The sequence below is a fragment of the Pseudomonas wadenswilerensis genome (genome assembly GCF_900497695.1).
GTDB classification, from domain to species: Bacteria; Pseudomonadota; Gammaproteobacteria; order Pseudomonadales; family Pseudomonadaceae; genus Aquipseudomonas; species Aquipseudomonas wadenswilerensis.
In genome coordinates this window covers 904,998-928,687 of the sequence record NZ_UIDD01000007.1, presented here as the reverse complement: position 1 = coordinate 928,687, position 23,690 = coordinate 904,998, and the positions used below count along the sequence as shown (strand labels likewise).

The 23,690-nt window shown below is 63.8% G+C and carries 19 protein-coding genes; 11 read left to right on the top strand and 8 right to left on the bottom strand.

The genetic code is table 11. The features are described 5' to 3' along the window. Window positions 1–190: 190 nt before the first annotated feature. Window positions 191–2,461, top strand: a complete 2,271-nt coding sequence (gene katG, locus CCOS864_RS15310) for a catalase/peroxidase HPI (protein WP_115087077.1) — start codon at window positions 191–193, stop codon at window positions 2,459–2,461. 1,212 nt (window positions 2,462–3,673) lie between these two features. Here katG and CCOS864_RS15305 read toward each other — a convergent pair. Both CCOS864_RS15305 and CCOS864_RS15300 read right to left on the bottom strand, forming a co-directional pair. After that, window positions 3,674–4,228 (bottom strand): UPF0149 family protein, encoded by a 555-nt coding sequence (locus tag CCOS864_RS15305; protein WP_115087076.1) that lies wholly within the window; start codon window positions 4,226–4,228, stop codon window positions 3,674–3,676. Between the two features lie 215 nt (window positions 4,229–4,443). Further along, the gene (locus CCOS864_RS15300) at window positions 4,444–5,676 is read right to left on the bottom strand and encodes a DUF1444 domain-containing protein (protein WP_115087075.1); all 1,233 of its coding nucleotides are present in this window, start codon (window positions 5,674–5,676) and stop codon (window positions 4,444–4,446) included. 280 nt (window positions 5,677–5,956) lie between these two features. Between CCOS864_RS15300 and CCOS864_RS15295 the strand changes: the two genes are divergently transcribed. The 4 genes from CCOS864_RS15295 to CCOS864_RS15280 all read left to right on the top strand — a co-directional run bounded on the left by CCOS864_RS15295 (window position 5,957) and on the right by CCOS864_RS15280 (window position 11,129). Next, complete coding sequence (locus CCOS864_RS15295; RefSeq protein ID WP_115087074.1) at window positions 5,957–6,508, top strand: hypothetical protein; 552 nt, start codon at window positions 5,957–5,959, stop codon at window positions 6,506–6,508. Between the two features lie 288 nt (window positions 6,509–6,796). Continuing rightward, window positions 6,797–8,509, top strand: coding sequence for an amidase (locus tag CCOS864_RS15290; protein WP_115087073.1), 1,713 nt, complete (start codon window positions 6,797–6,799; stop codon window positions 8,507–8,509). 51 nt (window positions 8,510–8,560) lie between these two features. Further along, window positions 8,561–8,941, top strand: coding sequence for a RidA family protein (locus CCOS864_RS15285; protein ID WP_115087072.1), 381 nt, complete (start codon window positions 8,561–8,563; stop codon window positions 8,939–8,941). A gap of 190 nt (window positions 8,942–9,131) precedes the next feature. Next, on the top strand, window positions 9,132–11,129 hold the full coding sequence (locus CCOS864_RS15280) for a peptidase U32 family protein (RefSeq protein ID WP_115087071.1): 1,998 nt from the start codon (window positions 9,132–9,134) through the stop codon (window positions 11,127–11,129). 47 nt (window positions 11,130–11,176) lie between these two features. On the opposite strand, the gene CCOS864_RS15275 is transcribed toward CCOS864_RS15280, so the two are convergent. Continuing rightward, on the bottom strand, window positions 11,177–11,482 hold the full coding sequence (locus CCOS864_RS15275) for a chorismate mutase (RefSeq protein ID WP_115087070.1): 306 nt from the start codon (window positions 11,480–11,482) through the stop codon (window positions 11,177–11,179). A 107-nt stretch (window positions 11,483–11,589) separates the two neighbouring features. On the opposite strand from CCOS864_RS15275, the gene CCOS864_RS15270 reads away from it, so the two are divergent. Beyond that, a complete protein-coding gene (locus tag CCOS864_RS15270; protein WP_115087069.1) occupies window positions 11,590–12,219 on the top strand; it encodes a DUF3885 domain-containing protein in 630 nt (209 codons plus the stop codon). Window position 12,220: 1 nt separating this feature from the next. Here CCOS864_RS15270 and CCOS864_RS15265 read toward each other — a convergent pair whose 3' ends face one another. Together CCOS864_RS15265 and CCOS864_RS15260 are read right to left on the bottom strand one after the other, a co-directional pair. Then, window positions 12,221–13,378, bottom strand: coding sequence for a hypothetical protein (locus CCOS864_RS15265; protein ID WP_115087068.1), 1,158 nt, complete (start codon window positions 13,376–13,378; stop codon window positions 12,221–12,223). A gap of 66 nt (window positions 13,379–13,444) precedes the next feature. Further along, window positions 13,445–14,470 carry a DUF1176 domain-containing protein gene (locus CCOS864_RS15260; protein ID WP_115087067.1) on the bottom strand — a complete coding sequence of 342 codons (1,026 nt, stop codon included), beginning with the start codon at window positions 14,468–14,470 and terminating at the stop codon, window positions 13,445–13,447. 141 nt (window positions 14,471–14,611) lie between these two features. Between CCOS864_RS15260 and CCOS864_RS28260 the strand changes: the two genes are divergently transcribed. Continuing rightward, window positions 14,612–14,785, top strand: a complete 174-nt coding sequence (locus CCOS864_RS28260) for a hypothetical protein (RefSeq protein WP_167458899.1) — start codon at window positions 14,612–14,614, stop codon at window positions 14,783–14,785. A 73-nt stretch (window positions 14,786–14,858) separates the two neighbouring features. Here CCOS864_RS28260 and CCOS864_RS15255 read toward each other — a convergent pair whose 3' ends face one another. After that, window positions 14,859–15,077 carry a hypothetical protein gene (locus tag CCOS864_RS15255; protein WP_115087066.1) on the bottom strand — a complete coding sequence of 73 codons (219 nt, stop codon included), beginning with the start codon at window positions 15,075–15,077 and terminating at the stop codon, window positions 14,859–14,861. A 284-nt stretch (window positions 15,078–15,361) separates the two neighbouring features. Between CCOS864_RS15255 and CCOS864_RS15250 the strand changes: the two genes are divergently transcribed. Genes CCOS864_RS15250 through CCOS864_RS15240 form a run of 3 tightly spaced genes read left to right on the top strand, consistent with a single transcriptional unit; the run spans window position 15,362 to window position 20,156 of the window. After that, entirely contained in the window at window positions 15,362–16,615 is a 1,254-nt protein-coding gene (locus tag CCOS864_RS15250) for an HlyD family secretion protein (protein ID WP_167458898.1), read from the top strand. Between the two features lie 44 nt (window positions 16,616–16,659). Then, entirely contained in the window at window positions 16,660–18,795 is a 2,136-nt protein-coding gene (locus CCOS864_RS15245) for a peptidase domain-containing ABC transporter (RefSeq protein WP_415842504.1), read from the top strand. Further along, window positions 18,792–20,156, top strand: a complete 1,365-nt coding sequence (locus CCOS864_RS15240) for a TolC family protein (protein ID WP_115087064.1) — start codon at window positions 18,792–18,794, stop codon at window positions 20,154–20,156. Before CCOS864_RS15245 ends, CCOS864_RS15240 begins: the two co-directional genes overlap by 4 nt. Window positions 20,157–20,164: 8 nt before the next feature. On the opposite strand, the gene CCOS864_RS15235 is transcribed toward CCOS864_RS15240, so the two are convergent. Then, a complete protein-coding gene (locus CCOS864_RS15235) occupies window positions 20,165–20,515 on the bottom strand; it encodes a hypothetical protein (protein WP_115087063.1) in 351 nt (116 codons plus the stop codon). A 78-nt stretch (window positions 20,516–20,593) separates the two neighbouring features. Between CCOS864_RS15235 and CCOS864_RS15230 the strand changes: the two genes are divergently transcribed. Next, entirely contained in the window at window positions 20,594–21,073 is a 480-nt protein-coding gene (locus CCOS864_RS15230; protein WP_115087062.1) for a VOC family protein, read from the top strand. Between the two features lie 137 nt (window positions 21,074–21,210). Here CCOS864_RS15230 and CCOS864_RS15225 read toward each other — a convergent pair whose 3' ends face one another. Continuing rightward, entirely contained in the window at window positions 21,211–23,628 is a 2,418-nt protein-coding gene (locus CCOS864_RS15225) for a TonB-dependent receptor (RefSeq protein ID WP_115087061.1), read from the bottom strand. Window positions 23,629–23,690 lie beyond the last annotated feature (62 nt).

Sequence of the window (23,690 nt, the reverse complement as noted above, 5' to 3'; positions counted from 1 at the left end):
GGGGAGGCGGCTACACCTACGATCTGCTCCATCCCTGGGGTTGGTATAAGAGATTATGGCTATCAGCGGGTAATACTGCGTCTATTTGCTGACTACCGGGGCCGGGACTAGCCTTTATGATGCGCTGGCATGTGCCGGCCGGACCTGATGTGGAGATAACTAAAACGCTGGACTCAAAGGTAGCTCACCCATGTCTACTGAATCGAAATGCCCGTTCAGTCATGCCGCTGGCGGTGGTACGACGAACCGCGACTGGTGGCCGAACCAACTGAACCTGAAGATCCTGCACCAGCACTCGCCGCAGTCCGATCCCCAAGGCGATGGCTTCAACTATGCCGAAGCATTCAAAAGCCTGAACTTTCAAGCCCTCAAACAAGACCTGCAAGCGCTGATGACCGATTCCCAGGACTGGTGGCCGGCGGATTTCGGCCATTACGGGCCGCTGTTCATCCGCATGGCCTGGCACAGCGCCGGCACTTACCGCACCGGTGATGGGCGGGGTGGCGCAGGTTCCGGTCAACAACGTTTCGCCCCGCTCAACAGCTGGCCCGACAACGTCAGCCTGGACAAGGCCCGGCGGCTGCTGTGGCCAATCAAGCAGAAGTATGGCCGGAGCATTTCCTGGGCCGACCTGATCGTGCTCACCGGCAACGTGGCGCTGGAATCCATGGGCTTCAAGACCTTCGGCTTTTCCGGCGGTCGCCCGGATGTCTGGGAGCCGGATGAAGACGTGTACTGGGGCTCGGAAAACAAGTGGCTGGGTGGCGATACCCGTTACGGCAAGGGCCCTCAGCCGATGCAGGAGCCTGGCGAAGGCACCCTGGTGGCCGAGCCCGAGCAGCATGGCAACGAAGAAAGCCGCACCGACCAGGGGCGCAACCTGGAAGCCCCGCTGGCCGCAGTGCAAATGGGCCTGATCTACGTGAACCCGGAAGGCCCGGAAGGCAACCCCGACCCGGTCGCCGCCGCCAAGGACATCCGCGAAACTTTCGCGCGCATGGCCATGAACGATGAAGAAACCGTGGCGCTGATCGCTGGCGGCCATGCCTTCGGCAAAACCCATGGCGCCGGCCCCGCCAACAACGTTGGCCCCGAGCCTGAAGCCGCCGGCCTGGAGGAGCAGGGCCTGGGCTGGCGCAACAGCTTCGGTAGCGGCAAGGGCGCCGACACCATCACCAGCGGCCTGGAAGTGACCTGGACCACCACGCCGACCCGCTGGAGCAACAATTACCTCGAAAACCTCTTCGGCTTCGAATGGGAACTGACCAAGAGCCCGGCCGGGGCCAATCAGTGGACGCCGAAAAACGGCGCCGGCGCCGGGATCATTCCCGATGCCCACGACCCGGCCAAACGCCGCAACCCGACCATGCTCACCACTGACCTGTCGCTGCGCTTCGACCCGATCTACGAGAAGATCTCCCGGCGCTTCCTGGAAAACCCCGAGCAATTGAGCGACGCCTTCGCCCGTGCCTGGTTCAAGCTGATCCACCGCGACATGGGGCCGCTGTCGCGCTACCTGGGCCCGGAAATGCCCAGCGAAGAACTGCTCTGGCAAGACCCGATCCCGGAGGTCAATCACCCCCTGGTCGACGACAGCGACGTTACCGCACTGAAGGCCAAGCTACTGGCCTCGGGGCTGTCGGTGGCCGATCTGGTGTCTACCGCCTGGGCGGCGGCGTCGACCTTCCGCGGCTCCGACAAGCGCGGTGGCGCCAACGGTGGGCGCCTGCGCCTGGCGCCGCAGAAGTTCTGGCAAGCCAACCAGCCCGAGCAACTGGCCAAGGTGCTGAGCACCCTGGAAGGCATCCAGAACGACTTCAACGGTGCCCAGGGCGGTGGCAAGAAAATCTCCCTGGCCGACCTGATCGTGCTGGCGGGCAGTGCGGCGGTTGAACAGGCCGCGAAAAACGCCGGGGTCAACATTGCCGTGCCGTTTACCCCAGGGCGAATGGATGCCTCCCAGGAGCAGACCGACGTCGAGTCGTTCGGCTTCCTGGAGCCGGTTGCCGATGGTTTCCGTAACTACCTGAAGAACAGCTATCGGGTACCAGCCGAGGCCCTGTTGATCGACAAGGCGCAACTGCTGACCCTGAGCGCCCCGGAAATGACCGTGCTGGTGGGCGGCCTGCGGGTGCTGGGGGCCAATGGCGGGCAGAGCAAGCACGGCGTCTTCACCCAACAGCCGGGCACGCTGAGCAACGACTTCTTCGTCAACTTGCTGGACATGGGCGTGGAGTGGAAACCGGTATCGGCGGCCAACGAGGCGTTCGAAGGGCGTGACCGCAAGACCGGTGCGGTGAAGTGGACCGGCACCCGGGTTGACCTGGTGTTTGGCTCCAACTCGCAGCTGCGGGCGCTGTCGGAGTTCTATGCCAGCGCCGACGCCAAGGAGCAGTTCGTCACGGATTTCGTTGCTGCGTGGACGAAAGTGATGAACCTGGATCGGTTTGACCTCAAGTGAGTTGAGGCGGGGAGGGGCACCGCTCCCACAGGTATAGCGCCGAACCTGTGGGAGCTGGCCTTGCCAGCGATCGAGCGCGCAGCGGTCGCAATCCAGGCGACACCTGATGTGCTGGCTGTACCGGCCTCATCGCTGGCAAGCCAGCTCCCACAATGGATTTGTGTACGCCGAACCTGTGGGAGCTGGCCTTGCCAGCGATCGAGCGCGCAGCGGTCGCAATCCAGGCGACACCTGAAGTGCTGGCTGTACCGGCCTCATCGCTGGCAAGCCAGCTCCCACAATGGATTTGTGTACGCCGAACCTGTGGGAGCTGGCCTTGCCAGCGATCGAGCGCGCAGCGGTCGCAATCCAGGCGACACCTGAAGTGCTGGCTGTACCGGCCTCATCGCTGGCAAGCCAGCTCCCACAGTGGATTTGTGTGCGCCGAACCTGTGGGAGCTGGCCTTGCCAGCGATCGAGCGCGCAGCGGTCGCAATCCAGGCGACACCTGATGTGCTGGCTGTACTGGCCTCATCGCTGGCAAGCCAGCTCCCACAGTGGATTTGTGTACGCCGAACCTGTGGGAGCTGGCCTTGCCAGCGATCGAGCGCGCAGCGGTCGTAATCCAGACACCACCTGATGTGCTGGCTGTACCGGCCTCATCGCTGGCAAGCCAGCTCCCACAATGGATTTGTGTACGCCGAACCTGTGGGAGCTGGCCTTGCCAGCGATCGAGCGCGTAGCGGTCGTAATCCAGGCGACACCTGATGTGCTGGCTGTACTGGCCTCATCGCTGGCAAGCCAGCTCCCACAATGGATTTGTGTACGCCGAACCTGTGGGAGCTGGCCTTGCCAGCGATCGAGCGCGCAGCGGTCGCAATCCAGGCGACACCTGATGTGCTGGCTGTACCGGCCTCATCGCTGGCAAGCCAGCTCCCACAATGGATTTGTGTACGCCGAACCTGTGGGAGCTGGCCTTGCCAGCGATCGAGCGCGCAGCGGTCGTAATCCAGACACCACCTGATGTGCTGGCTGTACCGGCCTCATCGCTGGCAAGCCAGCTCCCACAGTGGATTTGTGTACGCCGAACCTGTGGGAGCTGGCCTTGCCAGCGATCGAGCGCGCAGCGGTCGTAATCCAGACACCACCTGATGTGCTGGCTGTACCGGCCTCATCGCCGGCAAGGCCAGCTCCCACAGCGGTCGCAATCCAGGCGACACAGGCACAAGCGTTCTAGCGCTGCGCCAGCCAGTAGTCATGCAACGCCCGCGCCGCCGGGGCAATCGCCACTACCCGCTGACGGTGCAAGGTCACGTCCAGATCCGCCGGCAGCTCGAATTCATCCTGCTCGGCCCACCCGGTAATCACCTGCAACGCCTGCGCCTGTGGCGCCGGTAGCGCAGGCCAGTTGGCGATGGCCATGCCGCGCAGGTAACCAAAGCACCATTCCTCCGCCAGCGGCAGTGGCTGGCCCAGGTGTTCAGTCTGCTCCAGACGAGGCGCAAACGCCTGTGGCGCCTCAACCAGCTGGGTCGCCAGGCTGTTCAAATGACGGGCACACAGTTCGACAAAGCGCTGGCACTCCTGCGCGCTTTGCCATTCCGGGTTCTGGCCACCCCAGATGGCCGGGAACCACTCGCTGATGTCCACCTGCACCGGGCTCGAAACCAGCGCGGTGAAATAACCGTCGAGCTCCGAGGCGTTGAGCACCGAATGGTCATCGCCGTACCTCTGCAAGGTAGCTTCGAGGAACTCGAAGTCGGCGGCGGCAAGTGGCAGGTCGTGCATGGGAATCTCCTTGGCAGGTCAGGCGCGCAGGCAAAAGGCGGGGAGGATGGCGCTTTGTGCCACTTTTATCCAGCCCCAGCTCATCGCTGGCCTCGCCCAGGGCCGCTCGCATCAGTTGGCTGCCCACCGCCAGGACCAGGCGGTGGCCGACGGTTTTAGCCTGGGCATCGTACGGTCTGCAGGTCCAACTGCCACGCCGCCGTCCACAACGCCGTTTATTCACCCATGGGCGTCAGTTGGCTCAACTGCTCGGCGCTGGGAAAACCGAGGGTGCGAAAGCGTGGTGGATAGAGCTCGCCGTCTTTAGTCAGCAGCTCGCCCAGCAGCGACTCGACCTCATGCCAGGCAACCACCCGGGTGTGTGCCGAACCGTCTGCCTGAGGCTGGACCAGGATCACCCGGTCGGTTTTCGGCAACGAGGTGAACACGCCCTCGGTCCAGGCCGCTATCGAAAAGCTGCCGCCGGGGTGGTCGGCATCGCTGTAGAGCCTGTGGGTGGCGACGAAGATGTCCTCCGGATGGGCTTCGTGGATCTTGTCGAGAAACTCTTTCTGCGAGCTATAGATGCCGTGGCGCAACAGGCGCTGCAAGTCGCCGAGGCGCGCTTGCAGGTGCGCATCCTGCACCTGGAACGGGACGATCCGGCGGTCGTGATAGGTGTAGATCTGGCTGGACTGCGCACGGCCGTTCTCCAGCGCGTGGAAGCTCAGCTCGACCATCTGGCGCAAGCCTTCGTCATCTTTGTCACCAGTGACCATCAACACATCACGACTGGGCATCATGAACACCGGCTGGCCCAAAACCGGCGCGCGCTGCAGCACGTCGGGCAGCAGCACCCGGCTGGTGTCGTAGCCGTCCTTCCAGGCGCCCTGGTACAAACCGGGCAGGATCGGTTCGAAGGCATCGGGGCTGGCGTCGCGCAGGTTGTCGAGAGCGATTGCCAATGCTTGCTCAAGGGTAATGCCCCAATCCTTTGGCGGGCCCATGGTCTGGGTCGAGGTGGTGTCGGGGTGATCGACTGCCAGCAAGGTCGCGCAATCCTCCGAGAGCGGTTGCCAGGCCAGCGGGCAGGGCGAGTCCCAGCCTTCGCTTCGCACATGGTGCAGGCGGATCTCTTCGAGCATGGCCAGGTTGCGGATCACCGGCCGCAGCAGCGGGCGAACCTGCTCCAGGGTCTGTGCTGCACTGGTGTTGCGGGTGTCGATCAGGGCGCGCAGGTAACTGTTGAGCACGTCGGCTTTGCGCGATTTGTCGGCGTTCAGGTAGTCGCGGTAGGCGTTGTGCAGGTTGAAGTAGCCGCTGTCGCCGTAGTGCAGGCGAAATTCATCTGCCAGGTACTCGAGAGGCTCGCCATAACCACCTGTGCGAGCGGCCTTGATGAAGGTCCGGGCAAACTCATCCTCGGTAGGTGTGCGCTTGAAGAGCCTGTCAAAAAGTGCCCTGAACATGTGCGAAATCCTCCGTGAGCGTGAACTGTGCATGATGCTTGTTGCGTCGGGAGGGGTAAAGCTGAACATGCCGAACTCTGGTGGCTTAAACCGTACGCCATTGCAGGGTTGAATACTGGCGCAAGCAAAATGCACTTACTGGCATTTAGCTATTACTTGTGGCACGCTTGTGTTCGGTGATTACGGTCGTGCTGTTGCATTGGAATACTCCGCGTTTGAACAATGGCTCCAGATTTGCCCGTGGGTCGTGATTTGATTGTTGTTGGATGTTGGAGCCTTTGTGCGTTTAATTCCCAAGCGTTTTTTGATTCTGGCTTTTCTCGGGACGGCCATCCTTACGTTTGTCCTGAGTCGCGGTTGTGCCCAAGGTTGGTGGTTGCCGTGTTTTTCAAGTTATCTGTGTGGCGCGAATCAGTTTTTTATCGAAGAGGCGTTGGATGCGAAGGTCGCCGCGATAATACTTAATATCTGCATGTTGCCAGGGTTGGTCATTACTGCGTTGCTGTATGGCATTAACAAGCGGGACCCGAAACATTTTGCGCAGTGTCGAGCTGTATTGCGGGCTAATAAGGACTTTTCATTCGGCATGCTCTTTCCGCTGAGCAAAGCAAAAGTGTTGGGTAAGGCCACCTATGCGTTGCTTTCTCTCTTCTGGCTCTTTGAGTGGTTGTCGGCCAAGGCCGGGACGGCCGTGACAGGTGTTGTACTTGGCGTCGCATTGGACTTGCATTTCTTTGGAAGCAAGGACTACGCCTTGGTGCTCGGATGTTTTGGTATTGCTTATGTGGTCGCTCTTCTGCCTCAGTATGTCTATTGGCGTGCTACTCGTTGAACCGTACGGTCTTCTGACGCGAAGTCACCCCGCTAGATCGCGCTTGGGCTGATTGTGCAGCCTCGCACTTGGCTCAATGCACCGCTGCCCACTGGGCCCCCGTTCCTCTGTGGGCATTTTTGGTGCTAAATAGGCCGCTCAGGTAATTCGTCCAGACCCTGCCGCGTCATGCCGTGCAATGAGAACAACTATGACAACCCATCTTGAAATTCGTGAAGTCCCTGTGCTCCAGACCCCTTGTGATGGAAGCCTTCATCCAGTCACCCATCAACAGTCGGCGGTAGCAGCATGATCGAAGTCACAGAGGTTTCCATTGCCCAGCTGCGCGCTGCGCTCGAGTCCGGCCAGACCACCGCGGTTGAACTGGTCCAGGCCTATCTGGCGCGCATCGACGCCTACGACGGCCCGAATACCGCCACCAAGCTCAACGCCGTGGTGGTGCGCAACCTCGAAGCCCTGAAAGAAGCACAAGCTAGCGACGAACGCCGCGCCAAGGGCCAGACCCTCGGCCCGCTCGACGGCATTCCTTACACCGCCAAGGACAGCTACCTGGTCAAGGGCCTGACTGCCGCCTCCGGCAGCCCGGCCTTCGCTGACCTTGTGGCCTATCGCGACGCCTTCACCATTGAACGCCTGCGCGCTGTCGGCGCCATCTGCCTGGGCAAGACCAACATGCCGCCGATGGCTAACGGCGGCATGCAGCGCGGGGTCTACGGCCGCGCCGAAAGCCCGTACAACGCCGACTACCTGACGGCACCCTTTGCCTCGGGCTCGTCCAACGGTGCCGGTACCGCCACCGCCGCCAGCTTCGCGGCTTTCGGCCTGGCGGAAGAAACCTGGTCGAGCGGCCGCGGCCCGGCCTCGAACAACGGCCTGTGCGCCTACACGCCATCGCGCGGGGTGATCTCGGTGCGCGGCAACTGGCCGCTGACGCCGACGATGGACGTGGTGGTGCCCTTTGCGCGGACCATGGCCGATCTGCTGGAAGTGCTCGACATCGTCGTCGCCGAAGACCCGGACAAACGCGGCGACCTGTGGCGCCTGCAGCCCTGGGTGCCAATCCCCAGCGTCGACTCGGTGCGCCCGGCGTCCTATCACGAGCTGGCGGCCGATGCCGAAGCGCTCAAGGGCAAGCGTTTCGGCGTGCCGCGCATGTACATCAACGCCGACCCTGAAGCCGGCACCAGCGAAGCCCCCGGCATCGGTGGCCCGACCGGGCAGCGGATCAACACCCGGCCATCGGTGATCGCCCTGTGGGAGCAGGCGCGCAAGGCGCTGGAAGCGGCCGGCGCCGAAGTGATCGAAGTCGACTTCCCGCTGGTGTCCAACTGCGAGGGCGACCGCCCGGGCGCGCCGACCGTATTCAACCGCGGCCTGGTGTCCAAGGAATTCCTCCACCATGAACTATGGGACCTGACCGCCTGGGCCTTCGATGATTTCCTCCAGGCCAACGGCGACCCCAAACTCAACCGCCTGGTCGACGTCGACGGGCCGAAGATTTTCCCGCATGATCCGGGCACGCTGCCCAACCGCGAAGGCGACCTGGCCGCTGGTATGGACGAGTACGTGCGCATGGCCGAGCGCGGCATCACCCCGTGGGACCAGATCAGCACCGTGCCGGATGGCCTGCGCGGCCTGGAACAGACCCGCCGCATTGACCTTGAAGACTGGATGGATGCGCTCAAGCTCGACGTGGTGATCTTCCCGACCGTCGCCGACGTTGGCCCGGCCAACGCCGATGTCGACCCGGCGTCCGCCGACATTGCCTGGAGCAACGGCGTGTGGGTGGCCAACGGCAACCTGGCGATCCGTCACCTGGGCGTGCCGACGGTGACCGTGCCGATGGGCGTGATGGCCGATATCGGCATGCCGGTGGGCTTGACCTTTGCCGGTCGCGCCTACGACGATTCGTCGTTGCTGCGCCTGGCGGCTGCATTCGAGTCGACCGGGTCCAAGCGCCTGGTGCCTCCGCGTACGCCAGCGCTGGCCAGCGGCAAGTAACAAAAAGGGGCGGGCGACCGCCCTTTTTATTTCCCCAGACACGAGATACCCATGGCTAACCAAGACATCAGCTTCATCCCCGACCCGGACGCCGACTCGATCTCCTCCGACGTTGCCGGTTTCGGTGGCATCCTGGTCTCGACCCAGATCCCCACCCGTGCCGACGGCAGCCTGGAACTGGGTGACATCACTGCCCAGAGCGAGTGCACCCTGCAGGCGCTGAAAGTCGCCCTGGAGCGCGCCGGCAGCTCCATGGACCGGGTATTGCACCTGACCATCTACCTCACCGACATGGCCGAGCGGGCCGCCTTCAACGAGGTGTACCAGCGCTTCTTCGCCAAGCCCTGGCCGGTACGCGCCGCGGTTGGCGTGGCTTCGCTGGCGGTTGAAGGGATGCGTGTGGAAGTGACGGCGATGGCGGCCAAGGCCTGAGTTGTTGCGGCGGCTGGGCTGGCCTCTTCGCGGGTCAAGCCCGCTCCTACAGGTCTTGCGCCCGCCGAACCTGTGGGAGCTGGCTTGCCAGCGATTGGCCTACACAGGCCACCGGGCAGGCTACGGGTGCCGATCGGGCGTTTCGCCGCTACAATGCGCGCCTCGACCGTGACAGCCTGACTAAAAAAACATGTCCCTGCCCAAGCATCACCTGGAATTGCTCAGCCCCGCCCGCGATGTCGCCATCGCCCGCGAGGCCATCCTGCATGGCGCCGACGCCGTGTACCTCGGCGGCCCGAGCTTTGGCGCCCGCCATAACGCCTGCAACGAAGTCAGCGATATCGCCCAACTGGTGGAATTCGCCCGTCGCTACCACGCCCGGGTGTTCACCACCATCAACACCATCCTCCACGACAACGAGCTGGAGCCGGCGCGCAAGCTGATTCACGAACTGTACGATGCCGGCGTCGACGCGCTGATCGTCCAGGACCTGGGGGTGATGGAACTGGACATCCCGCCGATCGAGCTGCACGCCAGCACCCAGACCGACATCCGTACCCTGGCCCGGGCCAAGTTCCTCGACCAGGCCGGCTTTTCCCAGCTGGTGCTGGCCCGTGAGCTGAACCTGCAGGAAATCCGTGCCATCGCCGACGAAACCGAAGCGGCGATCGAGTTCTTCATCCACGGCGCGCTGTGCGTGGCCTTCTCCGGCCAGTGCAACATCTCCCACGCCCAGACCGGCCGCAGCGCCAACCGTGGCGACTGCTCCCAGGCCTGCCGTCTGCCGTACACCCTCAAGGACGAAAAGGGCGGGGTGATCGCCTACGAAAAGCACCTGCTGTCGATGAAGGACAACAACCAGAGCGCCAACATTCGCGCCCTGGTCGAAGCCGGCGTGCGCTCGTTCAAGATCGAAGGGCGCTACAAGGACATGGGCTATGTGAAGAACATCACCGCCTACTACCGCCAGCGCCTGGACGCCGTGCTCGAAGACCGCCCGGACCTGGCCCGCGCCTCCAGCGGGCGCACCGCGCACTTCTTCCTGCCCGACCCGGACAAGACCTTCCACCGCGGCAGCACCGACTACTTTGTCAGCGAGCGCAAGATCGACATCGGCGCCTTCGACTCGCCGACCTTCACCGGCCTGCCGGTGGGCGTGGTCGAGAAAGTCGGCAAGCGCGACCTGCAGGTGGTCACCCATGAGCCGCTGTCCAACGGCGACGGCCTCAATGTGCTGGTCAAGCGCGAAGTGGTGGGGTTCCGTGCCAACATCGCCGAGGCCAAAGGCGAGTTCGATGAAGACGGCGAGAAGCGCTACCGCTACCGCGTCGAACCCAACGAGATGCCCAAGGGCATGCACCAGCTGCGGCCCAACCATCCGCTGAGCCGCAACCTCGACCACAACTGGCAGCAGGCCCTGCAGAAGACTTCGGCCGAGCGCCGTATCGGCCTGGCCTGGGTCGCCAAGCTGGACGAACAGCGTCTGGCCCTGACCGCCACCAGCGAGGAGGGCATCAGTGCCAGCGTCGCCCTGGACGGCCCGTTCGGCCTGGCCAACAAGCCGGAGCAGGCGCTGGAGCAACTGCGCGACCTGCTCGGCCAGCTGGGGACCACCGAGTATCACGCCACCGCCGTTCAGCTCGATGCACCGCAGGCGTACTTCATCCCCAATTCGCAGCTCAAGGCGCTGCGCCGCGAGGTCATCGAAGCACTGACTGCAGCGCGTATCCAGGCCCACCCGCGTGGCGGCCGCAAGGCCGAGACCAACCCGCCGCCGGTGTACCCGGAGTCGCACCTGTCGTTCCTGGCCAACGTCTACAACCAGAAGGCCCGCGACTTCTATCACCGTCACGGGGTCAAGCTGATCGACGCCGCCTACGAGGCCCACGAAGAGGCGGGCGAAGTGCCGGTGATGATCACCAAGCACTGCCTGCGTTTCTCCTTCAACCTGTGCCCCAAGCAGGCCAAGGGCGTCACCGGCGTGCGCACCAAGGTGGCGCCGATGCAGCTGATTCACGGCGATGAAGTGCTGACCCTGAAGTTCGACTGCAAGCCGTGCGAGATGCACGTGATCGGCAAGATGAAAGGCCACATTCTTGGCCTGCCGCAACCGGGCAGCGTGCAGCAGGTGGTCGGGCATATCAGCCCTGAAGACCTGCTCAAGACCATCCCGCGCGCACCGCACTGAGTGAGGCATCGCGGGGCCTGTGGGAGCGGGCTTGCCCCGCGATCGTCCTAAGGTGCTGGCTGCCCTGGCAACGCCGCATGCGCCTTTAGCTCTTCCTCGATGAAGGCCGCGATCATCGCCCGATAAACCTGCTCGACCACGTCACCGGGCGCGCCAGATTCCGTGGCCAGGGCGCGCACTTTGGTGATCACCTGCTCGACCCGCGCCGGGGCGCGGACGTCGTCGCGGGTTTTCTTGAACGCCGCCGCCTGGTTGACCAGGTTGCCGCGCCGGGCGAGCAGGGCGACCAGTTCGCGGTCGATGCGATCAATGTGCTCGCGAACTTCTTCAATCGATGTGCAGCGTACGTCCATGTGAACCCCTTCCCGTTGACAGCGTGGCAGTGGCCGGCTGATTTCCAGTAGTATGCCTGAACGGACTCTGGCCCCTGAAGTGTGGGGCCGACAGCCAGGAAGGTATCGTGACTCTACAACTGCAAATCCAGCACATTTTCAGCGGCCTGGCCTTCGCCAGGCCGCTTTTCTATACCTACCCGCAAGGCCTGCGCTTCGAGCTGGCCGAAGGCGGTAGCGACATCGAACGGTTTCTGCTGGCGGTCAGCAAGGCAACCACGGTGTGCCGCGACCTGTTTGCCGGCGAGCAATCGATGGTGGTGTGCCTGCGCGTGCACTCCAACGGTAACGGTTTTGCCCATCGCGACGTGTTGCGCGACCTGCGTGCCGCCGGTATTCGCATCCCCGCCCAGCGCTCGCTGTGGAGCCAGCGGCTGGACCCGGACGACTGGTTCGAAGAGCATCAGCCCGAGTACTGGCTGCACCTCGCCTTCGAGGCGCCACTGTCGCTGCTGCAACCGGTGCTCTGGTGCGCATTGGCCGATAATCCGGGGACCATTCGCCCGAGCCCTTGCTGCGGTGTCTACCTGTTCAACCTCAACCAGCGGCTGATGGCCTTGCCCTATGACGATCGGGGCATGGATGTGGTGGGCCCCAACCACGACGTGCTCTCGCTGTTGTACCGCCAGCACCAGCCGTGGCTGCTGGACTACGACCGCGAGCGCATGGACGCGACTTTCGCCACCGTCCTGCATTGACTCACTGCAGCGACTCGATTTTCCAGCGCCAGGTGCCCAGCGGGTTGTCTTCTCGGGTACGGACGAACACGCCATAGTCGCTCAGGTAGCTGTAGCCTTCGACCCAACGGTTGCCGCGTGGGCTCTGCCAGGTGCAGGTCAACGGCTTGGCGCTGCCCTGCAGGGCCGGGTGCAAGGTGCTGGCCGGTCGCGCCTTGCCGACCTGGCAGTGGGTGGTGCGGGTAATGCTCGCGGTTTGCCCGGCATAGCTGATGGTGTAGCTCAGTTGCGCATGGGCGGGCAGGGTTTGCCAGGCGCCGGTGAATGACAGCGCGGTCAAGCTGTCGCTGGCGTCCTGTTCCTGCCCGGTCATGATGTCGATACCGCGTGCGGCCAGATCGAACAGGCCGCGAAAGCTCAGTTGCAGCTGTTGCGCTATCGTCGGGTCCACGGCCTGTAGCAACAACTGGCCGGAGCGGCTGTCGTTGCTGAGGAACACCTGGCGCGGCCTGTCGACGGTAGCGTTCCCGTCGGTCAGCTTCGCCTCGTAGCGATAGTCCAGCCTGTGCAGGGTCAGGCGTGGCGCCGGCAGCTGCAGGGCGGCGATGGCCGCAAGCACTTCAGGCCTGGCCCTGGGCGGCAGGAACGGCGGCGGCAACGGCGTACGGGCTTTGAGCGGCGCAAGCTTGGCAAGCTCGGCCGGCGGTTGGCAGGCGGCGTTGAACAACTGCTGATAGTACAGCGGGGCCTGCCGGTAGAACTCGCTGAAGGGCTGCGACTTGAGCCGGGTGCTGTCTACGCGGTTGTCGTTGTCGAGGAAGAACTGGCTTTGCCGGCTGATGAGCTGGCGCTCGCAATAAAACGCCAGGTGCTCGCGGCTGTGCAGGGCCATCACCGCGTGGCCGTATTGCATCGGATAGCGGTGGCGCTGGATGCCGGTCCAGGCGTAGGTAATGCCGCCCTCATGCTGCAGGCTGTTTAGGTCGATCAGCAGCCAGTCCTGATCCGCGTCCAGGTTCAGGGCTCGCCAGTCGGGGGCCTGACGCTGGTGCATGGGCAGGTGGCCGTCGCCTGTCGGCTCGGTCTCGCCACCTGCTGGGATGAGACTGCAAGCGGCCAGCGTGAACACACCGAGGCCCGCAGCAAGCGGCTTGAGGACGAAGCGGGCGAAGGCATCCATGCGCATGAGCTCTAGGGTCAAAGCGCGGAGTGTACCGAATGCCTGCGCCAAGCTGTATGCCTGGCGCTATCCCTCGGTACGCCAGATCTGTGGCCAATGGGCGGTATCGACACTGTCGCACCAGCTCATCCGGCTGAATGCCTTGAGCTGCATCACCGCGCCGTCATAGCGCCAGGTTGCATTGGCGCCGCAGTAGCGCCCTCCCGGCTGCAACTGGGTCAGCTCGCCGCGGGCCGGGTCGAACTTGAAAAAGCCATACATCTCGCCGCCCAGTACATCATGTTTGGGGACCGAGATGTGCAGCGCGGTGGGTTGATAGGGCGCTGTTCGCAAGGCGCGGTAGTAGCTGTACATGCAGCCCTGGGTCCCACAGCCGTAACGCAGGCCTACCAGCACATGGGTCGCGTCCAGCGGCGAGACCTCGGCTTCGGCTTGCCAGTTGTCATGCTCGGGCTCGCTCCACTCAAGCCGGGTGATGGCAATGACTGCGTCAGCGATGGCTTGTTGCTCGGCGTCGCTCAAGCCTGGCGAAGGGGTGAAGGGGGCAAGCATGGGCGTCGGCGGTGCTGGCGGCAGTTGACTGTCTGGCCGCGTGCCGGGGTTTACAAAGGCGCTGGGGTGACCGATACGTCCTTGCAGCGAATCGATAAACAGCAAGGATGCACTCAGGCCCTGCAGTGATACCGGGTGCTGGCCGTTGGTAGTGTCCAAGGTCAGGGTCTGGCCGTTGCGCAGTTGGCGCAACAACCGTACCGCGACGTCGCCTTTTGCGTGATAGCGCATTTGCCCTTGGGAGCCTGGGCGAAATCCCGTTGGCGCCGGGCCGCCGTCGACCAGCAGCCTGGCGCCCAGGTCGACACTGGCGTCGGTGAACAGGGTCAAGGCGGTGGCACCTTCGGCCCCGGCTTCGCGCACAAGCTCAAGGCCCGCGCCCTGGTCGACGCTACGTGAAACGGCGGTACAGCGCAGGGTGTTGTCGCAGCCCACGACCCATTCCTTGAACTGCTTGAGCACCGGCTCCGGTTCGGGCGCGGCCAGGGTCAGGGCGGGCAGGAGCATCAAGGGCAGCCAGTTCCATCTTGCGTCAACCATTGGGTTTCAATCCTGCGGGGTAAGCGAACGTGCGTTTTGGCCGCGCATCATCGCAGAAGCCTGGCCAACTTCAAGCCGTTGCCGATGAGAACTCCGAGGCTGGCGTGCTATCCAACGGGTATGACACGGGAGGTAACTGCAATGAACAGCCATGACCGCGACAAGCCCGCCAACGAGACGGACAAGCCTGCTGAAGAAAACGACCCTGCCAACCGGCCGATCACCCCGACCACCCATCGTACCCAGGCAGACGCCGCCGAAGAGCTCAGCCGCAAGATCGCCGAGATTGAACGCAAGGTAGCTGATGGCAATTAACTATCATCCTTGTATATAGAACGAAGGGCCGCAATGGCCCTTCGCTTACTTCAAACTCATATAATCGCTGAGTTTATTTGCACATGGTGTAACTGCCCTGATGGGCGCCGCCTTTGTACAAGTCAAAGCGGTAACCGGCGCCAGCGCCGAAGTTGTAGGAACCACCGGTCAGTGTCCAGGAGCCTGCGCTGACGGAAAATCCGCCGCTTACCTGGTCTACTTCCTGATCGTCCAGCACCCGCAGGGCGGCTGGCGTGGCGGTGGTCATGTCGATGTTTTGGGCATGGGTCATGAGATAGTTACCTCGTTGATACAGTGGGTTCGTCCTAGGTTGATCCCCCCCAGGAGAGGGCCTGGGCGCAACGTATTACTCATTTAAAAATGAGAGACCGATCACAGTTTTAATTACAGTTGTTCGCTGTTTCGATCCCCGGACAAGTTAGTGATGCCCCGGATCAAAGTGCAATAGTACAAGTGTGCTAGTGCCTGCGGATTAATCCGCCGTTATGCTGCTACGGACTCAGCTGAATGGTCTGTTCAGTGTTATTAACGTTATCCGCCGGGTCATGGATTGGCATGTTATTCAGGAGCGAAGCCGTGCATGCACGGCGTGACAAGGAGTTGGGCAGTGTGCTGCTGGTGGCGCCCGTGCCCCTGCGCTGGGCGGCACTTGCTGCGCTGCTGTTCAGCGTGTTGTTGATTGTGTTTCTGGCCTGCGCCACCTATACCCGCCGCGCCACCGTGACCGGCGTGCTGGTGCCCCAGGGTGGCCTGATCAAGGTATTTGCGCCACAGCCGGGAGTTGTCCAAGACCTTGCCGCAGCCGAGGGGCAGACCGTTGCCGCGGGCGCTACGCTGATGGCGCTGGGCAGTGACCTGTACGCCGAGGCCGGTGGTGCGCACGTCGCCATCAGCCGCTTGATCAAGCGCCGTAACGACAGCCTGACAGACGAAATCGCTACCACCCGCGCGCTGCACCTGCAGGAGCTGGAGGGCAAGCGCCGACGCCTGGCGGTGCTGGAAAGCGAGCAGCAGAAAATCGTCACGCAAATGGACATCAGCCGCCAGCGCCTGGGGCTGGCCCAGGGTATTGCCGCGCGCTATGCCGACCTGCAACGTCAGGACTATGTGTCCCGCGACCAGTTGCAGGAAAAGCAGGATGCCGTGCTGGAAGTGCGCCTGCGTAGCGAGGAACTGAGCCGTTCGTTGTTGTCGTTGCGTAACGATATCGCGACCTTGCGCGCCGAACTTGCCGAGTTGCCGTTCAACCAGGGCAAGCAACTGGCCGAGCTTGAGCGGCGCTTGTCGGAGAGCCAGGGCAGCCTGCTGGAAAGCGAAGTCAAACGCCAGGTGGTGATTACCGCGCCGGCCAGTGGTGAGGTGACGGCCGTTGGCGTGGTCAATGGCACCCGCGCCGACAGCAACCGGCCGTTGCTGAGCATCGTGCCCACGGATGCCCAGCTGTATGCCGAACTCTATGTGCCCAGCCGTGCGGCGGGCTTCGTACGTGCCGGCGATGCGGTGCTGCTGCGCTATCATGCCTATCCCTACCAGCACTTCGGCCTGGCCCGCGGCACGGTAGCGTCGGTGTCACGCAGCGCGCTGCCGGCCGATGAAATCATGAGCGTGGGCGGCGTCTCCGAGCAGCAGCGCGAGCTGGGCCCGATGTACCGGGTCAGGGTCACCCTCGAACAACAAGACATGCGCGGGCGCGGGCTGAACGAGCGCTTGCGTTCGGGCATGCAACTGGACGCAGACATCCTGCAGGAAAACATGCCCCTCTACGAGTGGCTGCTTGAACCCCTGCGCGGCATAGGGAAACGCCTTTGAACATTCGCCAACCGCTGGCTTTCGGCATCGGCCGCAAGCTGCCCATGGTGCTCCAGGCCGAAGCCGCCGAGTGCGGCCAGGCCTGTCTGGTGATGATCGCCGGCTTCCACGGCCAGCGCCACGACCTGTTCTCGCTGCGCCAGAAACTGTCGCCGTCGATGAAGGGCGCAACCCTCAAGCAGTTGATGGCCATGGCCAGCCAGTTGGGCCTGGCCAGCCGGCCGTTGCGTCTGGAATTGCAAGCGCTGGGGCAATTGCGCTTGCCCTGTGTGCTGCACTGGAACTTCAACCACTTCGTGGTGCTCAAGGAGGTCGGCCCGCGCGGGGTGACCCTGCACGATCCGGGGCGCGGCGTTTGCCAACTGTCGTTCGATGAAGTCTCGGCAGCCTTCACCGGCGTGGCCCTGGAGTTGTGGCCACAGAGCGATTTCCAGCCGGGGCCGGCCAACCCGCCGCTGCGGTTGCGTCAGTTGCTGGGCCGGGTGCAAGGCTTTGGCGGGGTACTGAGCCATGTGCTGTTGCTGGCGGCGGCGCTGGAGCTGTGCATGGTGCTCAGCCCGTTTTTTTTGCAAACGGTGATCGACAAGGTGCTGGTCAGCGCCGACCTGGACCTGCTGGCGGTGCTGGCGATCGGCTTCGGCCTGTTGCTGGTAATGCAGCAAACCCTGGCGCTGGGCCGTTCCTGGGCATTGATGTACCTGGGCACCATGCTCAGCGCGCAATGGCAGATCAACGTCTTCAGCCACCTGGTGCGCTTACCCGTGGCCTTCTTCGAGCGCCGCCACCTGGGCGATATCGTCTCGCGCTTTGGCTCGTTGAAATCGATCCAGCACACCCTGACCACCTCGTTTGTCGAAGCCCTGCTCGACGGCCTGATGACCCTGGTGACCCTCGGCCTGATGTTCGCCTACAGCCCGCCGTTGGCACTGATCGCGCTGCTGGCCATGGTTGTCTATGCGCTGGCCCGCTGGGCCTGGTTCGGCCCGTTGCGGCGCGCCAGCGAAGAGCAACTGGTGCATGCCGCCCGGCAGCAGAGCTACTTTCTGGAAAGCATGCGCGGGGTGCGCACCATCAAGTTGTTCGGCCATCAGGAGCAACGCGCCAGCGCCTGGGGCAGCCTGTTGGTCGAGGAAATCAACGCCGGTTTGCGCCCGCAAAAGCTGGAGCTGGCCTACCGTGCCTTCAATGGCCTGCTGTTCGGCCTGGTGACCGTGCTGGTGATCTGGCTCGGCGCCAGGCTGGTGCTCGATGGCCAGTTCAGCGCCGGCATGCTGATTGCCTTCAACGCCTACAAGGAGCAGTTCAACAGCCGTGTGGCCGGGCTGATCGACAAGCTGGTGGATGTGCTGATGCTGCGCCTGCATGGCGAGCGCCTGGCCGATATCCTCCTGCAGGTGCCCGAGCCCAGGCAGTCCCCGTCCGTTGACGACAATGACGCCGTCGACAGCGTGCCGAGCCTGGAAGTGCGCCAGCTCAAGTTCCGTTATTCCGAGCACGAGCCCTATGTGCTCGATGACGTGTCGGTGCGTATCGAAGCCGGGGACTCGCTGGCGATTGTCGGCCCTTCGGGTGGCGGCAAGACCACCTTGCTCAACGTCATGCTCGGCATTCTGGCCCCCAGCAGCGGCAGCGTGCTGCTCGACGGTGTTGCCATCGATAGCCATAACCTGGAGCGGCTGCGACGGGTCAGCGCCACGGTGCTGCAGGATGACGTGCTGTTTGCCGGCTCGATTGCCGACAACATCAGTTTTTTCAGCGCCGAGGCCGACCCGCGCTGGGTCGAGCAGTGCGCGCGCATGGCGGCGGTGCATGACGACATCGCGCAGATGCCCATGGCCTACAACACCCTGGTGGGCGACATGGGCACGGTGCTGTCGGGTGGGCAGAAGCAACGCATCCTGCTGGCCCGGGCGCTGTACCGGCGGCCCAAGCTTCTGTTTCTCGACGAGGCCACCAGCCACCTCGACATCGCCAGGGAGGCGGCGGTCAATCATGCCCTGCAAGCGCTGAACATCACCCGCATCATTGTCGCCCATCGCCCCGATACCATTCGCTCGGCACGCCGGGTGCTGGCGCTGGACAACGGCCGAGTGGTCTATGACGGGCCGCTGATCGAGGCGGATGAGCAGGCGCCAGCCGAGCCAGGTGAAGTTGCCCGTGGTGCGGCGTCTTCGTCATGAACCACCACCTGCTGAGGTTGTGTCTGGCTGCCTTGCTGGCAGTCTGGAGGGTCGCGCCGGGCATGGCCGCCGAACCCCTCGATGCCTGCCCGGGCAGGTTAAGCCCGGCAGAGCCGCTGGCGTTGTCCAGTGCCGTGGCCATCGCCCTGTGCGCCGATCCTGAAGTGCGTGAAGCCTGGCTGTCGCAACTGAGCAGCCAGGCCAGCCTCGATGCCGAGTACTCGGCCTACTGGCCGACCGTGCAAGCCCAGGCCAGCAGCGGACGAGCAAGCCGCAAGACGCGCTTTGACAACTTTCCCGAAGCTGACTCGACCTTGAACACCCGCACCAACAGCTATGGCCTGAATCTGAGCTGGGTGCTGTATGACTTTGGCCTGCGGGCGGCGAAAGTCGAGGGCGCCCGCCAGTTGTTGAACGCTGCCAGCAGCAGTCGCGTGGAGAAAATCCAGGCCACGGTGCTCGACACCAGCAAAGCCTTCTACCAGGTCCAGGCCAACGCCGCGTTGCTCGAGGCCAAGCGCAGCGCCGAATCCCTGGCGGCCAACAGCCTCAAGGCGGCCACGGCCAAATACCAGGCCGGGGCCGGCGAGCAGACCGACCGCCTGCAGGCCCAGGCCACCCACGACCAGGCGCAGCTTGAACGGGTGCTGGCCGAGGGTGAGTACGCTGCGGCCCAGGGCGCCCTGGCCAGTGCCCTCGGGCTGTCACCCTCGGCACCGCTGACGCTCAGCGCCATGAACGAGCCGGCGGGGCAGGAGGGCGAGTTCATGGCCAGTGTCGATGCCCTGATGGCGCAGGCCAAGGCCCAGCATCCGGCCATCGAAAAGGCCCGCGCGGACTGGTTCGCCACGCGCGCCAAGGCGGATGAAGCGCGTGCCGAAGGGCGCCCGAAGGTGTCGCTGTTCAGCAGCTACCAGCAGGAGGACACGCCGATCGACCAGGTGTCGACGCGCCAGCAGATCGAGACCTGGAGCGTGGGTGTACAGATCACCGTGCCGATCTTCGACGGCTTTCTCAGCCGTCGTCGTGCCCGCGCCGCCGACTACGAAGCCGGCGCCCGCGAGCAGGCGCTGGAGCAGACCGAACGCAGCGTCGCTCTCAACGTCTGGAAAAGCCGCCAGGCCCTGGATGCGCGCACCCGCGCCCTGGCGCTCAGCCGCAGCTTCGTCGCCAGTGCCGGACAATCCCATCAGGTCGCGTTGGGGCGCTACAAGGCCGGGGTGGGCAGCATTATCGAACTGCTCAGGGCGCAGAATGAACTGGCCATCGCCGAGCAGCGGCGAGTGGAGTCGCTGGTCAACTGGTACACCGCCAGGTTGCAACTGGCGGCGGACCTGGGGCAGTTGAATGGCGCGTTGTGAACCCCGCGCTAGCAGTAACGCCCTTGGGCCGCATCCAGCGCATTGAGCAGGTGCTCTTCGGCGATTGAGTATTGCTCCAGATCCTCTGCAGGCAGCGCCTCCGGCGCCTGGCCCTCGTCGCTTTCAACCAGCAGCAGGGGCAGTTGCTGTTGCCGGAAGAAGGCGAGGATGTCGCGAATGTCCTGATCGCGCTGGACATGATCATTGCCATAGAGTTCGGCGCTGAAGAAACAGCCCTGGGCGCCGCTGGCCAGCAGTTGGCGTGCGCCGCTGATCGACATCTTCAAGCGTTGATGCAGAAATTTGGCGATTTCCAGGTCACTGCTGGGTGAGGCGCAGGCAATGCTGATTCTGGTCATGCTGTATAAATCCTCACGTATGTCCGCTGTCTTCCTGACTAGAATCAACCTGCCATTCACCAACCGTGGAGAACCAGGATGAGCCATAAAACGACCCTCTGCCTCTGGTACGACGGCACCGCACTGGAGGCTGCGACCTTTTACGCGCAAACCTTCCCCGACAGCAAGGTCGGTGCGGTGCACCGGGCGCCGGGCGACTTCCCCTCAGGCAAGGAGGGGGATGTGCTGACCGTGGAGTTTACCGTGTTGGGCATCCCCTGCGTGGGGCTCAACGGTGGCCCGATGTTCCAGCATAACGAGGCGTTCTCGTTCCAGGTCGCGACAGAAGACCAGGCGGAAACCGATCGCTTGTGGAATGCCATTGTCGGCAATGGCGGCCAGGAAAGCGCCTGCGGCTGGTGCAAGGACAAGTGGGGGCTGTCGTGGCAGATCTCGCCACGGGTGCTGGTCGAGGCGGTGACCAGCCCAGACCGCGCCGCGGCCAAGCGTGCCTTTGAGGCGATGATGGGAATGCGCAAGATTGATATTGCGGTGATTGAGGCGGCGGTCAGGGGTTGAACTGTGGGAGCTGGCTTGCCAGCGATCGAGCGCGCAGCGGTCGTAGTCCGGTCAGCACTTGATGTATTGACTGGACCGGCCTCATCGCTGGCAAGCCAGCTCCCACAGGGATCCTGTTGCAGCTAACCGCTGTGCCCTCAAAAACCCAGAGTCGCTGACACCAGGTAGGTCCGCGGCGTCGACAGGGTCAGCCCCGCCTCACTGTCATCCGAGGCACCCGCCGAAGCCCAGTAGCGGTCGTCCAGCACGTTCTCGACACTGGCGCGCAGGGTGATGTCCTTGTCATCGACCTTGAAGGCATAGCGCGCACCGAGGTCGTAGCGCTCCCAGCCGTCGATCTGCTTGCTGTTGGCCTGGTCCAGGTATTGCGAGCTGGAATGCAGGCCACGAGCCGTCAGGGTCAGGCCGGCGAGGGCAGGCACGTCATACTCGGCGCCCAGGCTGACGTTGTACTCCGGTGTTGCCGGGGCGCGGTTGCCGTCGAAGCTGCCGCCGACGGTGTCGGTCAGTTCGCTGTCGATGTACATCACCCCACCCAGCAAGCGAAAGCCCCTGAGCGGCTCGCCAAACACGTTGAGCTCGACGCCCTTGTTCTCGCGCTTGCCGTTGGGCCCGAACACCCGGGTAGTGGCGTTGGTCTCGTAGGCCGGCTGCTTGATGCGAAAGGCGCTGGCGGTCAGGGCGAAGCTGCCCAGGTCATACTTGGCGCCGACTTCCACCTGGCGGCTGATGAACGGCGCAAAGATCTGGTCTTCGTTGATCGAAGTCGACGGGGCGATCTTGCCCTGGCTCAGGCCTTCCATATAGTTGGCATACAGCGAGAGCTGGTCGGTGAGTTTGAACAGGATGCCGCCCGAGGGCGAGAGCTTCTCCTCATCATAGGCAGTGTCGCCCTTGATGCCGTCGCTCCAGTCATCGACCTGGACCCGCTGCCAGCGCGCGCCCAGGGTCAGCAACAGGCGCTGGTCGAAAAAGCCCAGGGTGTCGGACAACGCCACGCCGCTGAAGCGGTTCTCGGTATAGACCTTGGGGTCCGAGCGCAGCAGGGTGCCGGGGGTGGGGGTAGGGCGCGGGTTGTAGAGGTTGCTCGGGCCGGCCGCATAACGCCCACCGCCGTTCTCGAAGTCCATGTAGAAATAGTTGGCCGCCAGGTTGACCTCGTGGCTCACCGGGCCGGTTTCGAACCAGTTGCGCAGGCCGGCGGTGGCGGTGCGCACGTTTTCGTCGCGGGTGAAGTCGCGCGGCTGGACGCTGAAGTCGCCGGCATCGTTGGAGACCGGCACGTTATGGCGGAGGAAGTCGTGGTTGCTCTTGCGCGCGCCGACCGCGCCGTAGGCCATCAGCGAGTCGTTGATGTCGTATTCGGCGTTCACTGTGCCGAAGGTATCGTTGGTGCGCGCCTTGCTCCAGGCCTGGGCGTAGTTGCGCCGCACCTCCTCGGCATCCGGCACCTTGGCATTGGCGCCAACGATCACCCGCTCCTGGGGCGCATCGGTGTTGCGCTCGGTATGGCCGATATCGGTGGACAGGCGCAGCCGCTCGCCACGAAAGTCCAGGCCGAGCACGGCCATCTCGCGGTCGACGCTCTGCTGGTCCCACTCGGTGTCGCCAGCTTGCTTGACGCCATTGAAGCGCAGGCCGAACTTGCCGTCCTCACCAAAGCGCCGGCCGATGTCCACGGCGCCGCCGACTTGGCTGTCTGAGGCGTAGCTGCCGGTGAGCTCGGTGATCGGTTTGTCGCTGGCGCGCTTGGGCACCACGTTGATACCGCCGCCGACGCTGCCCCGCGGCGAGATGCCGTTGATCAGTTGGCTGGGGCCTTTGATGATGTCGACGCGGTCGGCCATTTCCATGTCGATGGAATAGGTCGGCAGGATGCCATACAGGCCGTTGTAGGCCACATCGCTGTTGAACAGGCTGAAGCCGCGAATGGTGAATTGCTCGAAGCGCCCACCGGCGGGGTTGGTGGCGCGCACCGACGGGTCGCTGGCGATCAGGTCGCCGAGGGTCCGCGCCTGCTGGCCCTTGATCGCCTCGCTGGTATAGGTGGTCATGCTGAAGGGCGTTTCCATGAAGTCCCGCGAGCCCAGCAAACCTTGCGAACCACGGCGGGCGACCTGGCCACCGGCATAGCGCTGGCCATCGTCGTCAGCACCGTTATGGGCCCCGAGGATGCTGGTCGGGGCGATTTCCACGGCGTCGCCACTTTGCGGGGCAGGCACCAGGGTGTAGGCGCCCGCAGCCACCGGTTGCAGTTGCAGGCCAGAGCCCTGCAGCAGCCGGGCAAAACCTTCATCCACACTGAAACTGCCATTCAGACCGGCACTGCGCCGGCCATTGACCAGGCCCGGGTCCACCGACAGGCTGACCCCGGCCTGGGCGGCGAAACGGGTCAGCGCCGCGCCCAGTTCGCCAGCCGGTACCTGGTAGCTGCGGGTGGCGCTGTCGGCCAGCGCCGCTAGCGGGGCCAACGACGCCAGGCCGAGCATCAGGCACAGGGTAGGGGACGAAAACGAAGACGCCAGGCGCGTTCGGTGGCGTGTCAGTGCGGGCATTGTTGCGCTCTCTTTTAGGTTCACATGCCCTTGATGACAAGCGAGCGAACAAAAGGGGACAG